The organism is Bradyrhizobium sp., from assembly GCF_036735945.1.
In the GTDB taxonomy this organism is placed as follows: Bacteria; Pseudomonadota; Alphaproteobacteria; order Rhizobiales; family Xanthobacteraceae; genus Bradyrhizobium.
On the sequence record NZ_DAINNI010000066.1, the window covers coordinates 1 to 25464 of the forward strand.

Genomic DNA, 25464 nt, shown 5'->3' on the forward strand with positions numbered 1-25464 from the left:
TACGCCGCCTTCTGTCCGGCGCGGTCGCCGTCGAAGCAGAGGATCGGCTCGTCCGCCATCCGCCACAGCAGCGCGAGCTGGTTTTCGGTCAGCGCGGTGCCGAGCGGCGCCACCGCGCCGGCAAAACCCGTGGTGACCATGGCGATGACGTCGACATAGCCTTCCACCACGATAAGCGGCGAGCCGTTATGCGCGGCCTGTCGCGCGGTGGCGAGGTTGTAGAGATTGTCGCCCTTGTGGAAGAGCGGCGTTTCCGGCGAGTTCAGATACTTGGCGGCAACGTCCTTTTCCAGCGCGCGGCCGCCGAAGGCGATGACGCGGCCACGGGCATCGGTGATCGGAAACATCACGCGGTCGCGGAAGCGGTCGTAAGGCACCGGGATGTCGTCGCCGCCGACGAGCAGTCCGGCTTCCACCATGTCCTCGGTCGAAACGCCCTGTGCGCCGAGATGCTCCTTCAGCGCAAAGCGATCGGGCGAGGCATAGCCCAGGCGAAACTGCAATTGCGTCGCCGGCGTGATCGCGCGGTCGGCGAGATAGCCGCGCGCCTTGGCGCCGTTGCGCGAGGCCAGCGTGTCGGCAAAGAATTTTGCCGCCAGTTCCATCACGTCGTGCAGCGTCTTGCGCCGCTGCTCGTGCCGCGCGGCGTCGGGGCTCGCCGCCGGCAGCGGCAGGCCGGCCATCGACGCCAGCCGCTCGACCGCCTCCGGAAACGAGACGCCCTCCGTTTCCATGACGAAGTCGAAGATGTTGCCGTGCTTGCCGGTCGAGAAGTCGTGGTAAAATTGCTTCTGGTCGTTGACCGTGAACGACGGCGTCTTCTCCTGCTGGAACGGCGACAGTCCCTTGAATTCCCTCCCCGCCCGCTTCAGCTTGACGCGGCGGCCCACGACTTCCGAGACCGGAAGCCGGGCACGCAGTTCTTCGAGGAATTGGGGCGTGAAGCGCATGTATCCGTTTTGATTCGCGAGGCGATTGCCAACCGAGCATGGATATAGGGTCGGGCCGTTGAAAGGCGAAATCAGCCGGATTTCTTGCCGCTATTCACAGGATGGCAGGCGGTAATGTCTCTCTTTTGTCATGGCCGCCCACATAAAAAGGTGTAGCGGCCCGTTGGCTGCGCGGACAACTTGAATCCCTGTGGGTTCCACGCTTCCATGCCCCTCATGTTTACGGTTTTCCGGGGTGGCAGGAGCGGGGCGTGGCGGGTTACGCGGCTTGCGTCGGTGAAGGGCGCATCGCTTGCGCAGACGCCGTCGCTGTCGGTCGTGCATTCGCTGTCGATCGCGCTGCCGATATTGCCTTCGCTGACCTCCTGGCGGCTGGCCGGCGTCACGAGCCACCTGCGCTATACCGAGCGCACCGAGAAGACCGAGCTCGATGCCCGGCCCGCCGCGATCGGCCGGCCTGAGGCGACGTGCGCCGCGCTGATCCCGATCAAGAAATCGGCGGCGTGGTGGGCTCTGACGCAGGAAGAGCGGCGCGGGATTTTCGAGGACAAGTCGCACCACATCGAAAACAGCCTGAAATACCTGCCGGCGATTGCTCGCCAGCTCTATCATTCCCGCGATCTCGGCGAGCCCTTCGACTTCCTGACCTGGTTCGAGTTCGAACCCGCACAGGCAGACGCGTTCGAAGAGCTGGTCCGTACGCTGCGCGCCGGCGAGGAATGGAAATATGTCGAGCGCGAGGTGGACATCCGGCTGGAGCGCGAGCGGCTGACGCCCGACGAATAGCTGGTTCTCGTCATGCCCGGGCGTGACTCGGGCATTGAAAGTCATCCCTCCAGAAATTTTCCGGATGCGATCTGCGGCAGGCCGGTGACGGGCCAGTTATAGACATAGGTCCACGCCTCGCCCGCCGTGCCGTCCTCCCGCGTCACGCCGAGCATGCGGCGGATGTACTCGGTCGGCTCCGGAAAACCGGCGCCGCAGGCCTCATACATGTCGAACTCGTCCAGCAGCGCATCGCGCTCGCGCAGGCGATAGAGTTCGCCGTGCACGATCCCGGCCGGATCGCCCGACAGCACCAGGCCCGGATAATGCTTGATGAGATAGAGCCGGCCGCGGTAGGTGGCCGCGCCGAGAAAATCCGCGCTGCGCGACAGCAGTTGCGCCATCGGGTGCTCGAAGCCGCGCATCAGCGTGCCGTAGACGAACAGTTGGTCTGAGATCATTCCGTCTCTATGTCATTGCGAGCGCAGTGACGCAATGACGGAGAAAACCGTCAGGCTGCAACCACCTCGTCGCTGATCACGAGAAACTTCACCAGATCCATCCGCCCGAAACTCGTGGTGAGCGCGACGTCGGCGGCATCGCGGCCGGTGCCCATCAGGATGCGGCCGATGCGGGGGACATTGTGGCGGGCGTCGAAGGTGTGCCACTGGCCGGACAGATAGACCTGGAACCAGCCCGAAAAATCCATCGGCGCGGGATCGCGGGGCACGCCGATATCGCCGAGATAGCCGGTGCAGTAGCGCGCCGGGATATTCATGCAGCGGCAGAAGGTCAGCGCCAGATGGGCAAAGTCGCGGCAGACGCCGGCGCGCTGCTCGTAGACATCGTGCGCGGACTTCATGTGATGGGCGTGCTGGTAACCGAAGGTGACGTGATTGTGGACGAAATCGACGATCGCCTGCACGCGCGTCCAGCCTGGCGGCGTATTTGAAAACAGCGACCAGGCGATGTCGGTGAGCTTGTCGGTCTCGCAATAGCGGCTCGGCATCAGATAGAGCAGGACATCGTCGGGCAACTGGTCGATCGGCACCTGCTGCGCTGATGGCACCACTGCATCAGGCAGGCCGGAATCGCGCACCAGCGCATCGCCGCGCAGCGTCACGCCACCGGCGGGCGCGACGAGGCGGCCGCAGACATTGCCAAAACCGTCGCGATAGAAGCCGATCGGCACGTTGGGCTCCGCCACGATGCGCTCGGTGCCGACGATGTCGGCAAAGCGCGACGGATGGATCGAGAGCATGATCACCATCGGCGTGGGCTGCACGGCGGCGTAGGAAATCTCGAAGCCAACCTTGATTTCCATCGCTCAAACCTCCGCCACTTGCAAAGCTTCGGCATTCTCCTCGCCGATCGCGACGACGCTGATGTCGATTTCCATCCCCGCGAATGCGTCCGGCGAACCGAGATAGGTGCCGTGCAGCGGGATCGCCTGGCGCGGATCGCGCGCCACCGCAACGCGGATGAGATCGCGCGTGCCGACGATGTCGTTGGTCGGATCGAACTCAATCCACCCCGCGCTCGGCAGATAGACCTGCACCCATGCATGGGTGGAGCCGCCGCCGACATAGCCATGCGCGCCGTCGCCGGGAATGACGATGTAACCGGAAACGAATCGCGCGGCGATGCCGAGCCGGCGCAGCGCCTCGATCATGAACAGCGCAAAGTCGCGGCAGGTGCCCGAGCCGGTCTGCAACGTGTCGAGCGGATGCTGGGTACCCTGCTCATGGCGCTTGCGGTAGGTGAAGGCCTTACGGATGCCATGGGTCATGCCGCTCAGGATGTTGAAGGTCGGCGTCGGCGCCTCGGCGTCGAGAAACTGCCGCGCCCACGCCGACAATTCCCCGTTGGGGTCGCCATATTGCGGCGTGACGTATTGCAGAAGGTCGGAGTATTCCTCGTCGTCATAGCGGAACGGGTAGAAATAGGCGGGATTGTCCGGCGTCAGCGCAAACTCTTCCGCCGGATTGTGTTCGACCGTCGCCGTCGCGGTGAACGACAATTCCTCGGCGCGCTCGTCGAAGGTCGCGATCGCAACGCTGTTGCCGAACACGTCGTGGATCCAGCGCAACTGCATCGGCTTCGGCTCGATCTCGAGCTGGCTTGTGCATATCTGCAAATCATGGCCCGGCAACGGACGCAGCATGATGCGGTGTTCGCCGAAGGCGACCGGCCGTGTATAGCGATAAACGGTCTTGTGATGGATCGTTAGGAGCGGCATCGTCAAATAATCATCGATTCTGGTACGCATGATCCAGTCCGAACCCTGCCCAATTCCAAATCCATCTGCCGCTTGAATAGGCAATGTTTCCAAGGAAATACCGTTGAACGACGCCGGCAGCACAGCACTACTCCTCAGCGCGGAAGATGTTCCCCCGGTCCAGGAATTCAACGTCGAGGGGCGCTCGCCGTATCTCCTGACCTGCGACCATTACGGACGGCTGATCCCGCGCATGCTCGGCGATCTCGGCCTGCCCGAGAGCGAACTCAAGCGCCACATCGGCTGGGACATCGGGATTGCCGGCGTCGCGGAGGCGCTTTCAAGGCATCTCGACGCCCATCTGATCGTGCAGCGCTATTCGCGGCTCGTCATTGACTGCAACCGCCCGCCCCATGTCGCAAGCTCGATCCCGCGCATCAGCGAGGCGACGACCATACCGGGCAATGAGGGGCTCTCCCGCGAGGCCGCCGCGATCCGCCGCGCGCAGATCTTCGATCCCTACCACCGGCGCATCGACGAGATCATCGACCACCGCCGCGACGCCGGCGGGCCTACAGTGCTGGTGTCGCTGCACAGCTTCACGCCGGTTTACGCGGGCATCGCGCGGCCGTGGCACATCGGCACGCTCTATCACCGCGACACCCATCTGCCGCCGCTGCTGCTGAAACTGCTGCGCGCCGAGGGCGATCTCGTGGTCGGCGACAACGAGCCCTATGCGGTCAGCGACGAGACCGACTACACCATCCCCGTGCACGGCGAGGCGCGCGGCCTGATGAACACCGGCATCGAAATCCGCCAGGACCTGATCTCAGATCCCGTCGGCGAGAAGGCCTGGGCGGAACGGCTGGCGCGGCTCCTCGGCGAAATCGAAGTGACGCTGCGGGCGCAGGGGCTGGTTTGACAATTGCCTGGTTGCGTGTGCCCGCCGCGTTCCGCGGAAGCGACGCGTTCGTTATGAAATGCTTCACACATCTTCATCACACCTTTGGGATGCATTCAAAACAAGTTGCGATTGTAACTGGTGCGAAGAGCGCGCAGACTAAATCGCGTCGCATCAGCGACCTTACAGAAGGGTAGGCAGACAGGCACCATCTACAAACAGGAGTATTGAGATGTTGCATCATATCAGAGCCACCAACTCTCAGACCCGCATGCGCGGTGCATCGCCTCTCGTCATCGCTGCATTGACCACTTTGGCCGCAGGCCAGGCCCCCGCCCAGACAGGCGAAACCAAAACCATCGAACGCCGGTCGGCGCCAATGGCCGATCAAGCCGTACCAAAATATAATTCACGTGAGCAGCGGTTGCAGGCGAAGCCGCTGGACTGGAACTCGACGATCGGCAAGCCCAATGCGCCGGCACAAACCCAAGATGATACTGCACGGCAGGCACCGTCCGGTACCGCAAAAGGCGGTACGGCAGATCCGAAAGCCGATGCCGACGCCCGCCGTCAGTTTCCGAAGGAATGGCAGCCCGCACCGAAATCCGGCAAGCGCAGCTTCCTGGACTTGTTACCTTCGGAGCAAAGCCATATCCAATTGACCGGCTCGCCCGACGTCTTCACCCAGTATGGCGACGCTCCGGTGAGCACGGCAGGGGACAAGGCAATTGGCAAGCTCTTTACCAATGCCGGAACGTGCAGCGCATCCGTGATCAGCGGCAATAACGTTATCGTCACTGCGGCGCACTGCTGCTGGAATCGTAGCACCAACGACTGGATCGGCGGCTGGTCGTTCGCACCGGCATACAACAGCGGCGCCACGCCTTACGGTACTTTCCCCTGGGTCAGCGCCACCGTGCTCAACAGCTGGATCAACAACGGCGATGTCGCCTCGGATGTCTGCACCATCAAATTAGGCAACAACAGCGCGGGCAGGCCGGTGACCTATTACACCGGCTGGCTCGGCCGGTCGTGGAATTTCGGCAGCATTCAGGATCACCACGCGATCGGCTATCCGGGTAATCTCGGCAACGGTCAAGTCATGCAGGCCTGCACGTCGGAGAGTTTCAGCCCGGCAAGCAATTGCGGCGGAAACGGTGTACTGAACACCGGCTGTTCAATGACATTCGGGTCGAGCGGCGGACCCTGGGTCCGCGACTACCGTACCAACAACTGGGTCAATTCGGTGGTGCACGGCTATGACAGCCAGAGTTGCACGGGCACGTTCGGCCAGACATTCAATGGCGCGCGCTTCACCTCGAGCAATATCGTCCCGGTGTGCAATGCTGCCGGCTGCTGACCGAATTCCGGCTCAAGAACGACCGTCCTTGGGAACAAGGCGACGCTGAAGCAGGCGCCGCGCGGCCATCTGCGGATCAGCGTCGGATCGACCCGGGCCAAAAGACTGTAGGCGAAATTCGTGCGAGAGAAGTATCAGTCTCCCTTGGCACCTTGGACTAACGAATCCATTGCCCCATCTGCAGGCATGTCAGCAGGCTGACGTAACTTGGCGTGCCGCCGATGCTCTCCTGCGGGACGCAGCCAGCCTTGCCGGCGGCAGGCAACTTGGACCATTGGCTGGTGAGCTGTTGTCGCGCCCTGTTCTCATCGTTCACGCAGGATTTCATGGACTGGTCAACAGACAGGCCAGTCGCGGCGGCTACGTCGAGTTTGCAGCTACGGGCGATATCGAATGACGGCACCCGATCGGCTACCCCGACAACGAGCTGCGAACTCAACGCGATCATGGAAATTGAGAGCGGCATGTTGCACTCCTGTTTATCTCGGCACCCGACCGGACCGTTCGATGGTTCTCCGACGACAACCTGTACAGCGAGTCCGCTCGAATTTGACGTCCTCATTGACACGCGCAATGCGCGTCCGAAACGACCGGTACTGCAGCAATGCGCCGTCATGTACGCTCCGGTCCGTTGATATAGATCAAGATAGCCTCGACCAATCAACTCCTTGCTGGTCCACCTCAGACCGCGTCCGTCCAGCTTTCCGAGAATGCCAACGCCGATGTCGAGAAAGGCCGCCCCTCGCGCTCGCGCGGCCAGGATTTCCCCTTGGCCTCAACACCGTTGCGGACGAGGCGCGTGCCGAGCGCCGGTATCAATACGGTGCATACGCCATAGCGCCGGTTGGGGAGCTGGTTCGGCTGCGAGTGGATCAGCAGCGGCTCACCGATATCGAACCAGGTGAGCGAGATGTCTTCGCCGTAAGCCTTGACGGACTCGGTCCAGAAGTAGCGGGGGTCTCCGGCCCTGGAAAACGTCGCCTCCGCGCAGGGGATCGTCGTGTCGGAAAGTTCGGCGTTGAGCATGCCTTGTACAGTCGTCTGCAGCCAGCGCGCCATCGCGATGTTGTCGGAATAGATGCGCCAGCGCCCTTCCGTCAGTTCGCTCTTCAGGTAGAGGACGTGGCCGGGCCCAGCCGGCGAAAAGATAATCCGCCAGTAGCTCGCATCTGTCGAGTTCGGATCGCCGTCCTTCAGGCTCAAGCGGATAAACGGGTTCTCGCCTGTGAGGATCGTCTTGTTGGGATCGGCAATGCTCATCTGATCGGTCTCCGCTCAACCTTTCGGGGGATTGTATCGGTTTACACCAGCGCACTGCCAGGGTCCACGTGTGGACGTTGGCTGTGGGGGCACCCGGCGACATCGCGCGTCTTCGACGACAAAGAGCGCGCTCCACTCGGCCTTCGTGACCCGCTTCAGGGCGTCAGCGGCAACGCCTTCAGTTCCTTCCGAGCTGTGCCAAAAGTGCCAAGCTGATAGACCGATGCGCCAGTCGCCGAGAACGCGAAAGCGTCGAAAGGCTCCGCCAACATCCTGTTCAAATAAGTTTCCGTTGCAACGCCGATCGTCACATGCGGATTGAAACGCTTGCCCGCCGCTATCGTAACGAAGTTGGATACATACTCGATCAGGGACTTTTGAATGTCGCGTCCGCCATCTTCGCTGAAGAACGCCGCCGTGGTCCCGGTCTTCACGGTGTAGGGCTTAACGGCCTTGATGAGTTCATCTTGCAGCCGATGCAGGTCTTTGGTCGGCTCGACTACGATCCCCGCGAGGCCGACCGGCGGAGACGGGATGTAGTAATATTTGAAGGCCTTCAGCGTCCATGTCGTAGGCTTTTCCTTGGCCAGAACCGCATTCGCCGCGGCAAATACCTTATCGAGGTCGGCCGTGCGCACGAATTGCTGCAACATGGTGACGTGCGGATGATGCGTGCCATCCAGAGTAAAGCCCTTCGGGAAGGACTGGAGCAGACGAGCGTTGGCGTCCTTCGCGTGCTGAAGCATCGTCGCGTCGGGTTCGAGCGCGATGTCGATCGCCGTCACGGGATTTTGTTGCGCGACGGCCCCTTGGGCGAAGCCGAACACCAGGGCCAAGCCGAGGCCAATGGCAGCAAAGACTGGCGCGCGTGGACGACCAGGGTAATCCAGAGCGGCAGGAGTGCTTGAGACGGCAGTCTTCATCGCTTTGCTCCCTGAATGTTTAGGAAAAGGCTTTGCCGCGCACCAGGTGGATCTCCGTCATCAAGGCGGGCCTCAGGAAGGTGGAAGCGGCAGTCGGCAACACCCAGCCGCCATGTGCGCTTTGGCCCAAGCGGCGACATGGACGCAGCAACACGATCACCGGCGCTCATGCCGAGACCGCTGATGTCAGGGACTGCCGATCTCGAAGGCCAGCAGAACGTTGCCGGGCAGTCCGCCCCATTGCGCGTAGCCGGAATTGACGTACAGCATGCCATCGACGACGATCGGCCCGGGTCCGTCCATGGCACCGCCATTTGCAGGGATGCCGTTGACCGTTGTATATTCGCGCGCGGTGTCGATTTCCCAAAGCAGCCGCGCATCATCAGTCGCATAGGCGCGCAAGTAGCCGCTGACCCCGCCCGAGAAGACGACCCCGGGAATAAGGGTGACCGCTGCGGAGAGGGCGGGGCTGCACTGGCTGCGCTCTCCGCACCCAACCGGCGCCACCTGCATCGCGATTTTTCCGGTCGCAAGATCCAAAGCGAACAGGCCTCCGCCCTCGTTCGGATTGAGACGCCGCGTGCCGTCGCGAAGAAACCGCACATCCGAATTCGCAACGTAGACCCGGTCCTGGTCCGCGGCCGAGCCCCACTCGGACCCTCCCAAAGGGCCCCCCTTCCCGATCCGCGTCTGCCACAGGATCTTGCCCTCCTGGTCAGGATCCAGCGCATGGACCACGCCGGATTTCTGGCCGATCACCAGCACGCGTTGTCCGTTGTGCAAACTCACCAGGATAGGCGATTGGCCAAAATCGTGGTCGGGACCGCGGTCTTCCGGGCAGTTGGTCTGGTCGGCGCCGAAACAGGCGACGACGAAGCTGTCCTTGGGGGTCGCCTGCTGATGCCAAAGCATCCGGCCGGTCGCAAGGTCGAACGCCAGGATGGCATCGCTGGTGTCAGTTGCCGGGTCGGAATAGCTGTTCGATGTCGCGACATAGAGCGCCTGGCGCTGAACGTCGATCGTCGGTGCGGACCAGACCGACGCGCCGGCCGGACCGAAGAGCTGGGTTCCGACAGCGTTCGACTTTGTGGGATGCGGCGCCTCCGGGATGGTGTAGGCCTTCCAGATCTGCGCGCCGGTCTCCATCTTCAGCGCGACCACGCTGCCGCGAAACGTACAGCATTGGTAGGTAGGACGGGACCCCGTGACCTCCTCGATCGACGAAATCCCGACATAGACCACGCCGGAATTGACGGTGGGTGCTCCGGTGACCCGGGCCGCCGGATGATCGTCGACCTTGATCTTCCAGATCAGCGAGCCGGTACTCGCATTGACGGCGTAGACGTTGGCGCGCACATCGCCAAAGAAGATGGCAAACTGATCGTTATCCAGCGCAGCAAAACTGATGGCGGTCCGGACCGGCGCTTCGGTCGGAAACGTCCATCTGACGCATCCGCTTCTTGCGTCAAGGGCACGCACCTTGCTGTCGCCGCCACCAACAAACACCAAGCCGCCGACGACGGTCGGCTGAGCGTTGGCGTTGGTCGTGCCGGGAAATCCGAACGCCCATTTCAGACGCAACCGCGGGACCTGGTCCGGGGCCATGCCGGCCATCGCGGCCGATTGAAACCGGCTGTTGTTGAGATCCGCGCCCCAGCCGTTCCACCGCGGCCCGTCGATCGTACTCGGAAAGCCGGCCTGGTTTTGCACGCATTGCCCATCCTTGTCGGCCGCAGCAGGCGGGCCTTCCGCGACCTTTCCGGTGACGAACGAGGCAATCGCCGTCCGTTCGTCATTGGTCAGCCCTTGGGCGAAGGATGCCATCGTGCCCGTGGTGATCGCGCGGAGAGCCTCATCGAACGACTTTGACTTCAGCGCCGCGCGGCTCGGCGCACGAATATCCATGTTGCTGCTGTCGTGACACTGGGCGCAGCGCTGGGCATAGCTGGCCGCACCGGTCTGCTGCGCTGCCGCCGGGAAACAAAGCCAGATCAACAGGACGATGGTCGCGGCGCTTGTTTTCATCGTCGTTCACCGGCACGGGTTTTCGATGAATGGGCCTGTGGCAGCGTAGCACAACCCGGCTGGTTAACAACGCGCCTGATTCAGCAAAAGGTGAAACTGCCGCACGCTCGCCGCTGAACAAACTCATCGCCGCCGGCGTATTCCATCAGGTTGCTCCCTCCTACTTAGTCGTGGCGATGTCAGCCATGCACCGCGGCGTAATATGCGACGGCCCAGATCGCCGCGGCGGCGATCCATAGCACCCACACGAAGGCCGCGCGCGGCTCGAGGGTAGCTTGCGACGGATTGTCGGGATTGACCCAGACCTTCACGCTGGCGCCGTTCTGGTAGCCGGTCGTCGATTTCCTCACCAGCCAGCTCGAGGTCGATGCCACGCTGCTCGCGAGCGTGGCGTGCGTGTTGGTGTAGGTGAGATTGTTGTATGTGTAGGTATAGGACACCCGCCGCTGATACATGGTCTGGCCGCGCGTGTGTCCGTCCGTCGGCGCGGCGCGGTACTGCTCGATATCGGCGAGCTTGATCGTACCGGTTACAACGGGCCATTTACGCGCCAGCGAGGCTTGGCGCTGCAGGACCAACGCGAACAGCGCAATCACAGTGCCGAACGCGGCGAAGGCGACGGCGGCCGCCGGATTGCCGGAGGATGGAATCTGCGTCGAGACAACTTCGGTGATCCTGTGCAGGCCGATCGCCGAGCCGAACACGATCGTGAGCACGATAATTGTACCGATGCCGAGGCAGCCCCACAGGCCCTTGGGCAGGTCGCGCTCCAGCACCGCCTGGCCCGGATGCCGCGGGTTGTAGTAGACCGTGACGATGGTGCCGACCGGATATTTTGCGATGGTCTCGGCAACCTGGAAATTGCCGCGGTCCTCGCCGATGCCGACGCGGTTGTTGCGGAGTTTCTTGCCGGCGACGGAATATTCGTAAATGACGTTGGCAAAGTTGCGCGGCTCGATCCGGAAGCCGCCCGCGCGGTCGCTATCGATGATCTTGACGTCGCGCACCTCGCCGGACGACACCACTACCTTGCCGGCGGTGGACGGCCAGTCGCGCGCGGCGCGCACCTCCAGCGTCTTGTAGACGGCCGCGCCGAGCAGCAACAGCAGCGGGCCGAGCAGGATCAGATAGGCGAACCACGGCAGGTCAGGCAGCACGGCTATTCCCCCGAAAGGCGGCTGGCGATTAGACGCGCGGCCGTCTCGCCGGGTTCAACGCGCGCGGCCTCAGCGCGCCCGCGTCAGCGCCAGCCAGATGCCGCCGCCGATCATGAAGCCGCCGGAGACGCGCGACACCAGCCGCGTCCGCTGCTTGGAGAAGAACCGCCGCGCCCGGCCGGCGAGCACCGCGTAGATCGCGTCCGTCGTCGCCGCGATCACCATGAAGGTGACGCCGAGCAGCGCCACCTGCGGCAGATGCGGCTTCTGCATGTCCATGAACTGCGGGATGAACGCGCCGAAGAACACCAGTATCTTCGGGTTCGACAGCAGCACCACAAAGCCCTGCAGGAAAAAGCCGCCGCGCGGCGGCGGTGGCGGTTCGTCACCGCTGACGCCCTCGACCGGCTCGCGGATCAGCTTGATGCCGACCCAGATCAGGTAGGCGGCGCCGGCAAAGCGCACCCAGTCGAACCAGTAGCCCATGGTCGCCATCAGCGAAGTCAGGCCGACCGCGACGGTGCAGATCACGATCGCAAGCCCGGTCTGCGCGCCCGCGCAATTGATCAGCGCGGCGCGGGTGCCGTGCCGCAGGCCGTTGGCAATGAGAAGCGTCACGACCGGACCGGGCAACAGCGCCAGCGCAACGCAGGCGGCGACGAAGGCGAGATAGACCTGAAGGGACATGAGGGAAACTCGGCGTGGGAGAGAGAGATGGGAATATTATGCAGCGTGAGGGATGAAGATGGAAGCGGAGCCTCCGGATTCACGATTTGCCTCTGCCCCTCTCCCCGTCGGCACTCCACCCATTCCTCTCTTGACATGCAACCATTTGGTTGCCTATTATCCGCCGTCATGGATGAAGTCTTCAAAGCGCTGGCGGACACGTCACGGCGCGCGCTGCTGGACCGGCTTCACGCCAGAAACGGACAGACGCTAAACGAACTCTGCGACGGCCTCGCGATGACGCGGCAGGCCGTCACCAAGCACCTTGGCATTCTCGAATCGGCAAGCCTCGTCTCCACGCTCCGGCATGGCCGCGAGAAGCTGCACTACATCAATCCGGTGCCGATCCATCAGATCGGCGAACGCTGGATCAGGAAATTCGAGCGCGGCAGGCTCGTCGCGCTCAGCGAGTTGAAACGGCAGTTGGAGAAGCGTGATGAGTAAGGGTAGCGGAATTGACGTCAAGAACTTCAAGCCGGCGATCGTCTACACGATCTATATCGCCGCCACGCCAGAACAGGTCTGGAAGGCGCTGACGACGGCCGAGTTCAGCCGCAATTATTTTTCCGGCTTTGCGATCGAGGCCGACCTCAGGGTCGGCGGCGCCTTCGTCGCCCGCGCACCCGATGGCTCCGAGCATATCTCCGGCGAGGTGATCGAATGCGATCCGAACAAGCGGTTGACGGTGACCTGGAACGTGAACTGGCCGGCACTGGTGGAGAAGCTCGGACCGACGCTCGTCAGCTACGAGATCGAGGAGGCCGGCGACGTCGTCAGGCTGACGATGCTGCAATCGCACGACCGCGACATCAGCGACGACATCCTGTCCGGCGGCCGCGCCGGCTGGCCCGCGATCCTGTCGAGCCTGAAGAGCCTTTTGGAAACCGGCCACGCGCTGGCGATCAAGATGCAGCCGCCGGAACGGATGCTGGCGGCGCTGAAGAAGATGGGAATCGGGGTGCCGATGTAGCGGCGTCCGTTTTTCGGGCATCCCGGCGGCCGTAGTGGCAAATGCCGGGCGTGCCATGATCGGCGACTCGTGGTATGTTCCAGCTATGACCAAGCAGAAAAGCGGCCCAACGAAAGGTGCGAAGTCCGACCGGTTCGTGCTCGGAAGCGACCGTTTTGCCAAGATCAGCGAAGTCGAGGGCATCAAGCTCACGCCGGCCATGAAAAGGCGCGCCAGCGATGCGCGGAGCAAAGGCCTCACGGCCGAGGAGCGCCGCCGGACCATAATCAGCAGCCATCGAAAGGGCTGACCGAACGCATGTACGATGCGATCGAAGACCCCTATACCTACAAGAACTCAACCGTGCTGATGAACAAGCTCGACCTGCGTGATCAGGCCGAGCTTGACGCTTTTGAAGCCGAAATTTCCAGCGCCCGGGCAGAAGAACCGCTGCCGGACGGAACGATGGACTTCGAACACTACAAAGCGATCCATCATCACCTGTTTCAGGATGTGTATCACTGGGCGGGACCAGTTCGTACGGTCAGAATTGCGAAGGGTGGCAATCCGTTCTGCTTTCCCGAACATATCGAAGGGCAAGCGCGCAGGCTGTTCGACGACTTACGCGCAAACGGACTGCCTCCGGAATCTCGATGCGCAGACATTCACGGATCGAGCGGCGCATTTTCTGGCAGAGCTGAATGCCATCCATGCCTTTCGCGAAGGAAATGGTCGGTCACAGCTCAGCTTTTTCGCCCTGCTTGCCGACCATGCCGGTTACCCGCTCAAAATCGAGAAGCTCAATCCCGACGAAATGCTGGCAGCCATGATCGCCAGCTTCGATGGCGATGAACGCCGGCTGGCGGATGTAATCCGCAGCCTCATTACATGACCTCGCCTCGATCACCGGCCGTACGGATGCGCGCCAAGCTGATGGAACGTTCGCTAGCCGCCCGCCGCGAGTGGACACCGCGTGTGGACTTGGGCCCGCCCAGGGGATATTCCAGCATCAGTAGATAAGCCGGCTCCCCGCACGCTGCGAACGCCGGCTTGTCGCGCCAAGAACCGCTGATGCGAGCGCGGAACCACGCACCGATGAGCCTGCGCACCCGGCTACTGATCCTGGTTATCGCCGCGATGCTGGTGCCGGCCGTGCTGGTGGGACTGCGCTTCGTGCAGAACCGCACCAGCGACATCGACGCCGCGCTGGCCAGCCTGTCGGCCAGCGCCAACGACATCCTGGCCGATCTCGACGAGAAAATTCAGGGCACGGCCCAGCTTCATTACGGCCTCGCCCGCGCCCGCGATCTCGACACGCGCGACAAGGCGGCGTGTTCCGACTTTCTGTCCGCCGTGCGCGAGGAATACACCCGCTTCACCGGCATATTGACCATCAATCCCGATGGCAGCCTGTTCTGCGACTCGCTGCGAACCGACCGGACGCTGGATCTGAGAGACCGTACCTATTTCCAGCAGGCACTGAGAGCACACGGCATCGTCACGATCGAGCCGGTGTTCGGCCGGTTGACGGGAATCTCCGTGCTGCAGATCGCCTATCCCGTGCGTTCCGAAGGCGGCGAACTCAAATTCATTCTGCTCGCCTCGTTCAACCTGAAGAAATTCGCCGAGGACCATAGCAAACGCCTGTCGGATGACAGCGAGATTCTGCTGCTCGACAGGAAAGGCGTGGTTCTCGTCGCGCCCGACGGCAAGGGCTGGACCGAGCCGACCGGCGCATTGATTGCCGGCTCGGAACTGTTCAAGTTTGCGGCCTCCCCGAACCGCGAGCCGTTCCATGAAGTGACCGGGCACGACGGCAACGCGCACGTCTGGGCTGTCGCGCGCTCGCCCACGGTACGCGACGCCGGACTTTACATCATGGTCGGGCGGCCCAAGGCCAGCCTGGTGGCCGCGGCCAACCGCCGGCTTTACGAGGACCTCGCGATCCTCGCGGTGGCTTCGCTGCTGCTGCTGGCGGGCGTATGGCTTCTCGCGACCATGAGCATCGGCCGTCAGGTCGGACGTCTGGCGGCGATGGCGACCAAGCTCGGGCTTGGCGACCTCGGCGCGCGGATTGCCCCGCCCCATCCGACCGGCGAACTCGGCGGGCTGATGACGCTGCTCAACCGCACCGCGGAATCGCTGCAGCATCAGCGCACCGCCATCGACGAACTCAACCAGAAGCTTACCCAATCGCAGAAGATGGAGGCGATGGGGCAACTCACCGGCGGCGTGGCGCATGATTTCAACAATCTCCTGACCGTGATCCTCGGCAATGCCGAGCACCTTGCCGAACGGCTGGCCCCTCACAAGGAGCTCAGCACCATCGCGGAGAGCATCGCGACCGCCGCCGAGCGCGGAGCGGATCTCACGCGCAGCCTGCTCGCGTTTGCCCGCAAGCAGCCATTGATGCCGAAGGACATCGACATCGGTGAGAGGATCGTCGGCATGGAACCGTTGCTGCGCCGGACGCTCGGCGAGCATATCGAATGCGAATTCCACCTCGATCAGGGGCTGTGGCAAGCCAGCGTCGATCCGGGACAACTGACCTCGGCATTGCTCAACCTCGTGCTCAATGCGCGCGACGCCATGCCGACAGGCGGCAAGCTGACGGTCGAGGTAAAGAACACGACGCTTGGTGAAGGCGATGTCGACGTCAGCGGCGAGGCGCGCCCCGGCGAATACGTCATGGTCGCCGTATCGGATACCGGAACCGGCATGACCGCCGAGGTCGCGAGCCGCGCCTTCGAGCCGTTCTTCACCACCAAGGACGTGGGAAAAGGCACCGGCCTTGGCCTCAGCATGGTCTATGGATTCGCCAGGCAATCCGGCGGATCGATGCAGATGCGATCCGAGCCGGGGCATGGCACGGCGATCAGGCTGTTCTTCCCTTGCGTGAGCACGCCGCAGACGGGCGCGGCACCATCCGCCGCGCCGCCGATGACCCCGACCGGCAGCGAAACCATTCTCGTGGTCGAGGACGACGACATGGTGCGCGCCTATGTCGAAGGCGAGTTGAAGGCGCTCGGCTATCGCGTCATCGTCACGCGCAACGCCCCCGCGGCGCTCGACGTGTTGCGGGGACCTGAGAACATCCAGCTCCTGTTCACGGATGTGGTGATGCCCGGCGGCATGTTCGGCACCGAACTCGCCGACGAAGCCGCGCGCCTGCGGCCGGGGCTGAAGATCCTGCTGACGTCAGGCCATACCGAACATCCCGTCGACGCGCCTGGCGGTGTGGTGCCGATCCTCAGCAAGCCCTACCGCCGGCAGGATCTGGCATCGATGCTGCGTTCGGCCTTGAACGCGGATTGAGCCGCCTATTCCTTCACCGGGGCGATGATGCGCCGGTAGAGATGCCAGGTGGCGTGGCCGAGCACCGGCAGCGTCACGACGAGGCCGAGGAAGTAAGGCACCGCCGACACCGCGAGCAGGACCACGATCAGCGCCGCCCAGCCGATCATCGGCAACGGGCTCGTCACCACCGCGCGGACGCTCGTGATCATCGCGGTGACGAAATCGACGTCGCGGTCGAGCAACAGCGGAAACGACACGACCGTGAGCGAGAACAGGATCAGCGACAGCGCGGCGCCGACGGCATTGCCGATCGCGAGAAACAGCAGCCCCTCATTGGTCGTCAGCACGACGGTGATGAACTCGCGCAGGCTGGAAAACGAGGCATTGAGGCCGAGCAGCAGCGCGATCAGCAGGCGCACCTGGTACATCCAGATCACGAACACGAACAGCGTGACGAAGGCCATCCAGCCGATCTCGCTGCGCGTCCGCACGGTGGCCCAGATCGCGCCGACCGAAATCAACTGTCCCGCCTCGCGGCGACGGCTGACCTCGTAGAGCCCGATCGCGACGAACGGGCCGATCAACGCAAAGCCGGCGGCGAGCGGATAGGCCAGATAGACCATGCCGAAGGCGGTCAGGCAGAGCACGATCGCGATGCCGCCGGCGGCATAGAAGGCGCCGAAGGCGAGCCCGAACAGCGGCACGGCCTGGAAATCCCGCAAGCCCTGCCCCAGCGCCTCCGCGATGTCAGCCGCCGCAATGCGCCGCACCACCGGATCGGCCTTGCCGGACACCGATGCCATGGGATACCTCCGTTCGAGTTGGAGAGCATTGAGGCCGGCGGCGTGGAAGACGTGTTGATCTCGGTCAACATTTGAGCGGTGACGATCTCCCTTGCCGTCGTCCCTGCGAAGGCAGTGCGAACGCAGGGACGACATCACGTTCTACCCCAGCACCCGCAACTCGCGGCGCAATACCTTTCCCGTCGCCGTCATCGGCAGCGTCTCGGCGAACTGCACGAAGCGCGGATACTCATGCGCGGCGAGCTGCACCTTGACGAATTCCTGGATCTCGCGCGCCAGTTCGTCGCTCGCGGCAAAGCCGGGGCGCAGCACGATCCAGGCCTTGATGGACTCGGTGCGGATCGGATCGGGAATGCCGACCACCGCCGACATCGCCACCGCCGGATGCTTCATCAGCGTATGCTCGATCTCGGCCGGCCCGACGCGGTAGCCCGCCGTGGTGATGACATCGTCCTCGCGGCTGACGTACCAGAAATAGCCGTCCGCATCCTGCACGCCGAGATCGCCGGTCAAAAGGAATTCGCCGGCATATTTCTTCGCGGTCGCTTTCGGATTCTTCCAGTACTCGATCATGGTGCAGGGGCACGGCTGGCGCACGCCGATGATGCCGCGCTCACCCCGCGGCAATTCCTCGCCTCTGTCGTTGACGACGCGAACGTCGAAGCCGGGGGTCGCCTTGCCCATCGCGCCGGGGCGGATCGGAAACAGGTTCGAATTGCTGCCGACCACGAGATTGCATTCGGTCTGGCCGAACACTTCATGCGCGTCGATCCCGAAGGTCTCGCGGACCCAGCCGTGCAATTCGCCGCCGAGCGACTCGCCGCCGGTGAAGATGCTGCGCAGTTTCAACCCGGGATTCTTCACGTCCGCCTGCCGCATCAGCTTCAGCGCGGTCGGCGGCAGGAAGACGTTGCGGATGCCCAATTCGGCCATCATCGTCATCGCCGCCTGCGGCTCGAATTTGCGGGCGCGATGCCCGACCATCGGGATGCCGTGATACCAGAACGCAAGCAGGCAGTTGATCAGCCCGCCGATCCAGGCCCAGTCCGCCGGCGTCCACATCAGGTCGCCGGGCCTGGGCAGGAAATTGTGGCACATCTCGACATTCGGCAAATGGCCGAGCACGACGCGGTGCGCATGCAGCGCGCCTTTCGGGTTTCCCGTGGTGCCTGATGTGTAGATGATCAGCGCCGGATCGTCGCATGAGGTATCGACGGTCGAAAAATCCGGCGAGGCCGCCTCGATTTCCGACCAGAATGATTTTGCCCCGGCCGGCGCCGTGTCGCCGATCACGTAGATATTCTTCAGCGCCGGAAGCCGGTCGCGGATCTTCCTGAGCTTCTCCCAGCCGCTTTCATCGGTGACGACGGCCTTGGCTTCGGAATTCGACAGGCGGAATTCCAGCGCGTCCTCGCCGAACAGCGCAAACAGCGGGATCGAGATCATCGCCGAGCGGAACGCCGCAAAATGCGCGATCGGCAGTTCCAGCGATTGCGACAGAAACACCGCGACGCGGTCGCCGCGCACCAGGCCATCGGCGTTCAGCACATTGGCAAAGCGGCGCGAGGCCTCCGCGACCTCGTCGAACGAGGTGCGCGTGGTGGCCCCGCTCTCGTCGACATAGATCAGCGCCAGACGGCCGGAGCCGTCGGCATACCGGTCGCAGCATGCGGTGGCGATGTTGAAGCGCGCAGGGATATCCCAGCGAAAATTGCGGTACAGCTCGTCGTAGGTTGCGGCTTCGGTCAGCATCGGCCCTGGTCGTCCTCGTCTTCTCGTCATGGCCGGACTTGTTCCGGCCATCCACGTTCTTGTTTGCTTGGCCGAGAGTTTAAAGACGTGGATGCCCGGGACAAGCCCGGGCATGACGAAGGAGAGAGATTTTGTAGCCGCGCCCGGCGCGCCTAACCTAGAACGACGGTTCCGCCTCCATCGCAAGCTCGGCCTCGAGGCTTGCGACGTCGCGATAGATCGAGGCGACGGCGAGCACGCGTCCCTTCTGCTTGTACCGGAGCAGGCAATCCCTGCCGGCGATATCGCCGTCAACGGTAATTTCGTCCCATTTCTCGGCGTGACCGACATAGTTGATCGGCACGTCGTAGTGCTGGCTCCAGAAGAACGGCACGGCGTCGAAGCGTTGCCGCTGCCCGAGCATGTTTCGCGCCGCGGTCTGGCCCTGACGCTCGGCCACCACCCAATGCTCGACGCGGATTTTTTCGCCGGAATGCGGATCGGGCCAGCGCGCGATATCGCCTGCGGCGTAGACGCCGGAGACGCTGGTTTCCAGATAGATATCGACAATGACGCCGCGATCGATCGCAAGCCCCGCCTTCTCGGCCAGGCCAAGACGGGGGCGTACGCCGACGCCGACCACGACGATATCGGCCTCGATCACGCCACCACTCTTGAGCGTCGCGCGCTTGCCGTCGATGGCGGTTACGGTGTCGCCGAGATGAAAGATGACGCCGTGCTCTTCATGCAAGGCACGGACGAAGTCGCCCATCTCGGGGCCGAGCACGCGCTCCATCGGCCGCTGCTCGAGGCCTACGACGTGAACCTCGATATTTCGGGCACGCAGCGATGCTGCGGCCTCCAGCCCGATGAAGCTGGCGCCGATCACGACCGCGCGCCGCGCGCCCTCGGCCAGCGCGATGATGGCGCGGGAATCGGCCAGCGAGCGCAGCACGTGGACGTGGGGCTGATCCATGCCAGGGGTCGGCAGGCGCACCGGCTCCGCGCCGGTCGCCAGCAGCAAGCGATCGTAAGGGATGGTCTCGCCGCCCGATGTCAGGACATGGCGCGCCCTGGTGTCGATCGAGGTGACCTCGGTGTTGAGGCGGAGGTCGATCTTCGCCTCAGCGTAGAAATCATCCGGCCGCAACGGCAGCCAATCCTCCGGCGCGCTGCCGGCGAGATAATCCTTTGAGAGATTCGGCCGGTCCACCGGCGCCGCGGCATCGTTGCTCAACATGACGATGCTGCCGCGATAGTCCTGACGCCGCAGCATCTCGGCGGCGGCAAAGCCCGCCGCGCCGCCGCCGACGATCACGATTCGGGCGGGCATGTCGGCAACCGGCTGCGGCTTGATCCGCGGCCCGGGCTGTTCGAGCTTCTCACGAACGAAGACGCGGTCACCTTGCAGTTCGACCTTCCAGACCGCGACCGGAGCGAGCGCGGGCGCCCGGGTGGCTTCGCCGGTGCGCAAATCAAAACAGGCATGATGCCAGGGGCAACGAATGCTCTCGCCGGTCACGAGGCCTTCGGCGAGGGGCCCATGATAGTGGCTGCAATGCGCGCCGATCGCAAAAATCTCCGATCCCGAACGCACCAGCAGGACTTCATCCTCGCCGACGTGACCGGGCAGCGTCTGGCCGGTGAGTTCGGACAGGTTGATGCCCTTTGACAGGTCGGGACCGGCGGGTGGCGCTTGCTGATCGGCCATAGCTTCCTCCGATGTTCTTCGCGGCTCTTGCTACGCTAGGTCGCCATTCCCAGAAATTCCTGACGGGTCAAGGCATTGTTGCGAAAGCAGCCGAGCATGCGGCTGGTGACGAGATCGGTGTCCGGCTTGTGCACGCCGCGCGTCGTCATGCAGTGGTGCGACGCCTTGATAATGACGCCGACGCCCTGCGGTTCCAGAACATCATTGATGGTATTGGCGATCTGCGCGGTCATTTTCTCCTGAATCTGCAGGCGCCTGGCATAGACGTCGACGACCCGCGCCAGCTTGCTGATGCCGACCACGCGGCCGTTTGGAATGTAGGCCACCCAGGCCTGGCCGACGATCGGCGCCATATGGTGCTCGCAATGGCTCTCGAAGCGGATGCCGCGCAGCACGATCATCTCGTCATAGCCTTCGATCTCCTCGAAGGTCTTTCTCAGGATTTCGACGGGGTCCTGACCATAGCCAGCGAAGAACTCCTCGAACGCACGCGTCACCCGCGCCGGCGTCTCGCGCAGGCCGTCACGGTCAGGATTTTCGCCGGTCCAACGGATGATGGTGCGTACGGCCTGTTCGACCTCGGCCCGGCCAGGCTTTTGGCTATCGGACAGTGACGCTCTTGCGCGATCCAGCGCATGTACGTTCGGATTCATCGAGATGCCTTTCCACGACGTATGGCCGTAACGGGAATGAACCCGTTGGATGCGGCATCCGTGGAAAGGTTCCCGAGGAAACAGGGAGCGTGCACGTGGACCGAACTCTTCATGACGGCTCGGGCATCTCGCAAAGGAACGGCTAACCACGTTGCGACGGCTGGATATGCGAGGCATGGAAGTGTCAACCAATGATGGATTTCTTACCCTCATATCAACCCAGGGGGAAACTACCGTGACTGGAATGACAAAGCCTCGCTCTTGGTTTGTGTCGGTTGCTTTGTGGATCATTCTCGTCACTGTTTTCTTCGTTTGGTTTGTATTCATCAACGCACCAGGCGGTGGTTCGCCACCCTGACCTCGGTGTTAAGGCGGAGGTCGATCTTCGCCTCGGCGTAGAAATCATCCGGCCGCAACGGCAGCCAATCCTCCGGCGCGCTGCCGGCGAGATAATCCTTTGAGAGATTCGGCCGGTCCACCGGCGCCGCGGCATCGTTGCTCAACATGACGATGCTGCCGCGATAGTCCTGACGCCGCAGCATCTCGGCGGCGGCAAAGCCCGCCGCGCCGCCGCCGCCGATCACGATTCGGCCGGGCATGTCGACAGGCGGCTGCGCGTCGATCCGCGGCCTGGGCTGTTCACGCTTCTCAAGAACGAAAACACGGTCGCCTGCAGTTCGACCTTCCAGATCGCAACCGGCGCAAGCGCCGGCGCCCGGGTGGCCTCGCCGGTGCGCAAATCGAAGCAGGCGTGATGCCAGGGACAGCGAATGCTCTCGCCCGTCACGAGGCCTTCGGCGAGGGGCCCATGATAATGGCTGCAATATGCGCCGATCGCAAAAATCTCCGATCCCGAACGCACCAGCAGGACTTCTTCGTCGCCGACATGGCCGAGCAACGTCTGGCCGATGAATTCGGACAGGCCTACGCCCTTTGACAGATCGGGACCGGCGGGAGGCGATTGCTGATCGGCCATCTCTTCCTCCGAAGTGGGACGCCTTGATAATGACGCCGACGCCCCGCGGTTCCACAACGTCATGATGACGCTTGATGTCCGCCCCGGTTGCGCCCGGAAGCAGACATGCCGAGACATCCGCTACGGGCCAATTCGGGGTGGCGGTTCGGACCTTGTCATATTCAAGCCACTTGAGGCCCGGTGATGGTTCCGTCACTATGCTTGGGACCTTCGGTAGACCCACCTATGTCCGACCTCTCGGCAAAAGTTACCGAAAAAGTTCCCGTCGCCTTCGATCTGACGAAGTGGGCGGGTGCGGTCACGCTCACAATTGCCGTCGCCATTGCGTATTTTATCGCTGCACGGCTCAGCCTCGAATTGCTAACCAAGCCAGAGGGGGTAGCGGTCTTTTGGCCTGCGGCAGGCGTGTCGGCGGGCGCCCTGATCGTCCTGGGCACCCGCGCGAGATGGCCGGTCATCTTCGGCACGGTGGCCGCTACCATTTTGGCGAACCTGCTTGGTGATCGAAATCTCTGGGGTGCCATCCTCTTCGGCTGTTGCAATGCTTTCGAGGCTGCGCTCACCGCCTGGCTGATCGATCGCTACCATGGTCCCGGCTTTTCGATGGCCAAGCCAAATAACGTGATGGCGCTCCTCGGAGCAGCAACCATTGGGACCGTCATATCGGGCATCGGCGGCGCCATTACATTCAAGTTCTTTCACAGCGCGACCACGCCGATATGGGTTACCTGGCAGCATTGGTTCGCATCTGACGCACTGGGCATCATAGTAGTTGCGCCGTTACTGATCGAGTTCGCCTCGGCAGCGCGGGACCGACCACCGATGGCCGAGCTTCTCGAGGGCGTTCTGACCGTCGCCATACTGGCTGTTGTGAGCGTACTTGCGATCTTTCTGCGCTCGGATCTCCTGGCTAACGTCGGACCCGTCGCGGTCCTTTTCGCACCGCTGCTTTGGCTCGCAGCGCGATGCCGGCCGGTTTTTGCCGCCGCTGCGACTTTCACTGTAAGTCTTTCAATCGTTTGGACAACGACCTTTGGCATAGGCTATTTTGGCAACCCCGCTCTTTCGATCGACGAGCGCATAGCTTCGGCGCAGGTCAGCATTCTGCTTGTGACCATCGGCGCATTGCTTCTGGCGGCGTTGTTTGCGGAAATCAGGGAAAAACGGAAGACCACGGAAGCAGCACTGCACGCCAGCGAAACCCGGCGCTATCTTATCGAGACCGAGAAACTGGCCGCGCTGGGACGCCTCGTCGCAGGCGTCGCACATGAACTCAACAGCCCTGTTGGCATCAGCTTGACGGTCGCCTCTACGCTTTCGCAGCGCTGCTCGAAGTTCGCCAGTCAGATATCGTCCGGTCCTGTGCGCCGTTCGTCCTTTTCCGAGTTCGTAGGCAGCAATCGCGACGCCGCCAACCAATTGGTTGCCAATCTGGAACGTGCTGGCGATCTGATTCAGGCGTTCAAGCAGGTTGCTGTCGATCGCAGTCTTGCAGATCGTCGCAACTTTGATCTCAGGGTTGCCACCGAGCAAATCGTAGCCAGCGTGCTTCCCGGTCTACCCAAGCCACGCAATCCCCTGGCGCTCGATATTCCCTCCGACGTCATCATGAACAGCTACCCTGGCGCATACGGGCAAGTGTTGACAAACCTGATCTTCAACGCCGTTACCCATGGCTTTGGTGACCAGGCCGGCGGCAACATGTTGCTCGAGGCAACTCGCGTCGGCAACCACGCCGTAGAAGTCGTTTTTTCCGACGACGGAGCCGGGATTTCCGAGGACGCCCAGCGCCATGTGTTTGATCCCTTCTTCACTACGCGCCGCGCGAAGGGCTGTACGGGGCTAGGTCTCTACATCGTCCATAACCTGGTGACCGTGCAACTGGGAGGCCGTATCGGGCTGGTCTCGGCGGAGGGAAAGGGTACTTCGATCAGTATGACGCTTCCACTGGTTGCCCCTGGAAACGACACACCGATGACGCCACGAGTGCCATGAATCTCGATCGATCGGTCGTTTCGCGAGCAGAAGCGAAGGACGAGGGTTCGGCGATTTGCCCGTTGTCGCGTTGAGCACGATTGGTCTGCTGCGCTCCCCGGAAGCGAACCCTCATCCGGCCATTCCTGAGCACATGCCTCGGCAAAACTATCCTGACAGCGCCGCCTTCACCAGGCCGCTCGCCTTGCCGAAATCCATCTGCCCGGCGAATTTCGCGCGCAGCACGCCGATCACCTTGCCCATGTCCTTCATGCCGGCGGCGCCGGTCTCGGCGATCGCGGCCGATATCGCCGCCTTCACCTCGTCGTCGGACATCTGCTTCGGCAGATAGGCGGAGATGATCGCGATTTCCTCGCGCTCCTGCGCGGCGAGTTCGGCGCGGCCGCCCTTGTCGTAGAGTTCGACCGATTCCTGGCGCTGCTTGATCATCTTCTGCAGCACGCCGAGCACGTCGGCATCGGACAGCGGCGGCTTGCCCTGCCCGCGCGCCTCGATGTCGGCATTCTTGAGGGTCGAGTTGACCATGCGCAGCGTGGAGAGCTTGCGCTCCTCCTTGGCCTTCATGGCCTCCTTGACCGCGTTGTTGATGTCGTCGCGCAGCATTGCTCGCCTCGCTGAAATGGTGCCGCCGGAAGGGCTTGGTCTATCGGAAGATGCCGCGTCTATATAGGGGGCCCGGCCGCCGCGCCACCGTCATCGGGGCAGTTGCCGAGCGACGGCGCGGGAACGGGCGGGCCGGGTACGAATTGGTGGACCGAAACGCCGGATTCCCGCGGATTCGGCCCAAATGGCGGGGATTGGCGGAACCGGCGGTCAAATATGCGGTAAACGCATGTGAATCACCCCGTTTTCTGGCCTTCCGGCTTTGACGCGCGGGGGCGCTTGCGACTATGAAGTGCGCTCATGACAACATCTGAAAACGCTTCAGCCTGGCCGGACCACAAACCGACCGCGCTCCTCGTGCTTGCCGACGGTACCGTGCTGGAGGGTTTTGGCCTCGGCGCGGAAGGCCACGCCGTCGGCGAGGTCTGCTTCAACACCGCGATGACCGGCTATGAGGAGAT

Annotated in this window: 25 protein-coding genes and 2 pseudogenes; 11 read left to right on the top strand and 16 right to left on the bottom strand. The window is 63.0% G+C overall.

Features of this window, described 5'->3' with window-relative positions; all coding sequences use genetic code 11:
• On the bottom strand, positions 1 to 950 hold a 950-nt coding region (gene dnaG / locus V7E26_RS19510; protein WP_324419052.1), incomplete at its 3' end, for a DNA primase.
• Positions 951 to 1166: 216 nt separating this feature from the next.
• Between dnaG and V7E26_RS19515 the strand changes: the two genes are divergently transcribed.
• Positions 1167 to 1736: a chlorite dismutase family protein gene (locus tag V7E26_RS19515; RefSeq protein ID WP_324419097.1), complete on the top strand. Its 570-nt coding sequence runs from the start codon at positions 1167 to 1169 to the stop codon at positions 1734 to 1736.
• A gap of 41 nt (positions 1737 to 1777) precedes the next feature.
• Here V7E26_RS19515 and V7E26_RS19520 read toward each other — a convergent pair whose 3' ends face one another.
• From V7E26_RS19520 to V7E26_RS19530, 3 genes are read right to left on the bottom strand one after another with little or no spacing between them, the layout of a single operon-like run.
• The gene (locus V7E26_RS19520) at positions 1778 to 2176 is read right to left on the bottom strand and encodes a gamma-glutamylcyclotransferase family protein (protein WP_324419055.1); all 399 of its coding nucleotides are present in this window, start codon (positions 2174 to 2176) and stop codon (positions 1778 to 1780) included.
• Positions 2177 to 2226: 50 nt separating this feature from the next.
• A complete protein-coding gene (locus tag V7E26_RS19525; RefSeq protein WP_324419057.1) occupies positions 2227 to 3039 on the bottom strand; it encodes a transglutaminase-like domain-containing protein in 813 nt (270 codons plus the stop codon).
• A 3-nt stretch (positions 3040 to 3042) separates the two neighbouring features.
• The gene (locus V7E26_RS19530) at positions 3043 to 3954 is read right to left on the bottom strand and encodes a transglutaminase family protein (protein ID WP_324419100.1); all 912 of its coding nucleotides are present in this window, start codon (positions 3952 to 3954) and stop codon (positions 3043 to 3045) included.
• Between the two features lie 97 nt (positions 3955 to 4051).
• Between V7E26_RS19530 and V7E26_RS19535 the strand changes: the two genes are divergently transcribed.
• On the top strand, positions 4052 to 4855 hold the full coding sequence (locus tag V7E26_RS19535; RefSeq protein ID WP_324419102.1) for an N-formylglutamate amidohydrolase: 804 nt from the start codon (positions 4052 to 4054) through the stop codon (positions 4853 to 4855).
• Positions 4856 to 5066: 211 nt separating this feature from the next.
• Entirely contained in the window at positions 5067 to 6194 is a 1128-nt protein-coding gene (locus V7E26_RS19540; RefSeq protein ID WP_324419059.1) for a trypsin-like serine peptidase, read from the top strand.
• A 157-nt stretch (positions 6195 to 6351) separates the two neighbouring features.
• On the opposite strand, the gene V7E26_RS19545 is transcribed toward V7E26_RS19540, so the two are convergent.
• From V7E26_RS19545 to V7E26_RS19570, 6 genes are all read right to left on the bottom strand, one after another.
• Complete coding sequence (locus V7E26_RS19545; protein ID WP_324419061.1) at positions 6352 to 6660, bottom strand: hypothetical protein; 309 nt, start codon at positions 6658 to 6660, stop codon at positions 6352 to 6354.
• A 215-nt stretch (positions 6661 to 6875) separates the two neighbouring features.
• Positions 6876 to 7454: a hypothetical protein gene (locus tag V7E26_RS19550; RefSeq protein ID WP_324419063.1), complete on the bottom strand. Its 579-nt coding sequence runs from the start codon at positions 7452 to 7454 to the stop codon at positions 6876 to 6878.
• A 155-nt stretch (positions 7455 to 7609) separates the two neighbouring features.
• The gene (locus tag V7E26_RS19555) at positions 7610 to 8377 is read right to left on the bottom strand and encodes a 2'-5' RNA ligase family protein (RefSeq protein ID WP_324419065.1); all 768 of its coding nucleotides are present in this window, start codon (positions 8375 to 8377) and stop codon (positions 7610 to 7612) included.
• A gap of 186 nt (positions 8378 to 8563) precedes the next feature.
• Entirely contained in the window at positions 8564 to 10402 is a 1839-nt protein-coding gene (locus V7E26_RS19560; RefSeq protein WP_324419067.1) for an outer membrane protein assembly factor BamB family protein, read from the bottom strand.
• A gap of 179 nt (positions 10403 to 10581) precedes the next feature.
• Positions 10582 to 11559 carry a DUF3592 domain-containing protein gene (locus V7E26_RS19565; RefSeq protein ID WP_324419068.1) on the bottom strand — a complete coding sequence of 326 codons (978 nt, stop codon included), beginning with the start codon at positions 11557 to 11559 and terminating at the stop codon, positions 10582 to 10584.
• A 69-nt stretch (positions 11560 to 11628) separates the two neighbouring features.
• A complete protein-coding gene (locus V7E26_RS19570; RefSeq protein WP_324419071.1) occupies positions 11629 to 12246 on the bottom strand; it encodes a LysE family translocator in 618 nt (205 codons plus the stop codon).
• A 168-nt stretch (positions 12247 to 12414) separates the two neighbouring features.
• On the opposite strand from V7E26_RS19570, the gene V7E26_RS19575 reads away from it, so the two are divergent.
• From V7E26_RS19575 to V7E26_RS19605, 6 genes and pseudogenes are all read left to right on the top strand, one after another.
• A complete protein-coding gene (locus V7E26_RS19575) occupies positions 12415 to 12729 on the top strand; it encodes an ArsR/SmtB family transcription factor (RefSeq protein ID WP_324419073.1) in 315 nt (104 codons plus the stop codon).
• Positions 12722 to 13255 (top strand): SRPBCC family protein, encoded by a 534-nt coding sequence (locus V7E26_RS19580; protein WP_324419075.1) that lies wholly within the window; start codon positions 12722 to 12724, stop codon positions 13253 to 13255. The genes V7E26_RS19575 and V7E26_RS19580 overlap by 8 nt, the downstream gene beginning before the upstream one ends.
• 55 nt (positions 13256 to 13310) lie before the next feature.
• Positions 13311 to 13544 carry a hypothetical protein gene (locus V7E26_RS19585; protein WP_324419077.1) on the top strand — a complete coding sequence of 78 codons (234 nt, stop codon included), beginning with the start codon at positions 13311 to 13313 and terminating at the stop codon, positions 13542 to 13544.
• A gap of 155 nt (positions 13545 to 13699) precedes the next feature.
• Positions 13700 to 13798 (top strand): annotated as a pseudogene (locus V7E26_RS30060) (adenosine monophosphate-protein transferase); the annotation flags it as partial.
• 1 nt (position 13799) lies between these two features.
• The gene (locus V7E26_RS19600; protein WP_324419104.1) at positions 13800 to 14126 is read left to right on the top strand and encodes a Fic family protein; all 327 of its coding nucleotides are present in this window, start codon (positions 13800 to 13802) and stop codon (positions 14124 to 14126) included.
• Positions 14127 to 14329: 203 nt separating this feature from the next.
• Positions 14330 to 16549 carry an ATP-binding protein gene (locus tag V7E26_RS19605; RefSeq protein ID WP_324419081.1) on the top strand — a complete coding sequence of 740 codons (2220 nt, stop codon included), beginning with the start codon at positions 14330 to 14332 and terminating at the stop codon, positions 16547 to 16549.
• Between the two features lie 5 nt (positions 16550 to 16554).
• Here V7E26_RS19605 and V7E26_RS19610 read toward each other — a convergent pair whose 3' ends face one another.
• From V7E26_RS19610 to V7E26_RS19630, 5 genes and pseudogenes are all read right to left on the bottom strand, one after another.
• The gene (locus V7E26_RS19610; protein WP_324419084.1) at positions 16555 to 17334 is read right to left on the bottom strand and encodes a DUF2189 domain-containing protein; all 780 of its coding nucleotides are present in this window, start codon (positions 17332 to 17334) and stop codon (positions 16555 to 16557) included.
• A gap of 141 nt (positions 17335 to 17475) precedes the next feature.
• Complete coding sequence (locus V7E26_RS19615) at positions 17476 to 19086, bottom strand: acyl-CoA synthetase (RefSeq protein ID WP_324419086.1); 1611 nt, start codon at positions 19084 to 19086, stop codon at positions 17476 to 17478.
• Between the two features lie 157 nt (positions 19087 to 19243).
• Positions 19244 to 20776: an FAD-dependent oxidoreductase gene (locus V7E26_RS19620; RefSeq protein ID WP_324419089.1), complete on the bottom strand. Its 1533-nt coding sequence runs from the start codon at positions 20774 to 20776 to the stop codon at positions 19244 to 19246.
• 35 nt (positions 20777 to 20811) lie between these two features.
• Positions 20812 to 21429 carry a GTP cyclohydrolase I FolE gene (gene folE / locus V7E26_RS19625; RefSeq protein WP_324419091.1) on the bottom strand — a complete coding sequence of 206 codons (618 nt, stop codon included), beginning with the start codon at positions 21427 to 21429 and terminating at the stop codon, positions 20812 to 20814.
• A 356-nt stretch (positions 21430 to 21785) separates the two neighbouring features.
• Positions 21786 to 22405, bottom strand: a pseudogene (locus V7E26_RS19630) (Rieske 2Fe-2S domain-containing protein); the annotation flags it as partial.
• A gap of 225 nt (positions 22406 to 22630) precedes the next feature.
• Here V7E26_RS19630 and V7E26_RS19635 point away from each other — a divergent pair.
• Positions 22631 to 24400, top strand: coding sequence for an MASE1 domain-containing protein (locus V7E26_RS19635; protein WP_324419093.1), 1770 nt, complete (start codon positions 22631 to 22633; stop codon positions 24398 to 24400).
• A gap of 147 nt (positions 24401 to 24547) precedes the next feature.
• Here the strand turns inward: V7E26_RS19635 and V7E26_RS19640 are convergent, their stop codons facing one another.
• The gene (locus V7E26_RS19640; protein ID WP_324419095.1) at positions 24548 to 25003 is read right to left on the bottom strand and encodes a GatB/YqeY domain-containing protein; all 456 of its coding nucleotides are present in this window, start codon (positions 25001 to 25003) and stop codon (positions 24548 to 24550) included.
• A 300-nt stretch (positions 25004 to 25303) separates the two neighbouring features.
• On the opposite strand from V7E26_RS19640, the gene V7E26_RS19645 reads away from it, so the two are divergent.
• A partial coding sequence (locus tag V7E26_RS19645) for a carbamoyl-phosphate synthase domain-containing protein (RefSeq protein WP_324419106.1) occupies positions 25304 to 25464 on the top strand: 161 nt, incomplete at its 3' end.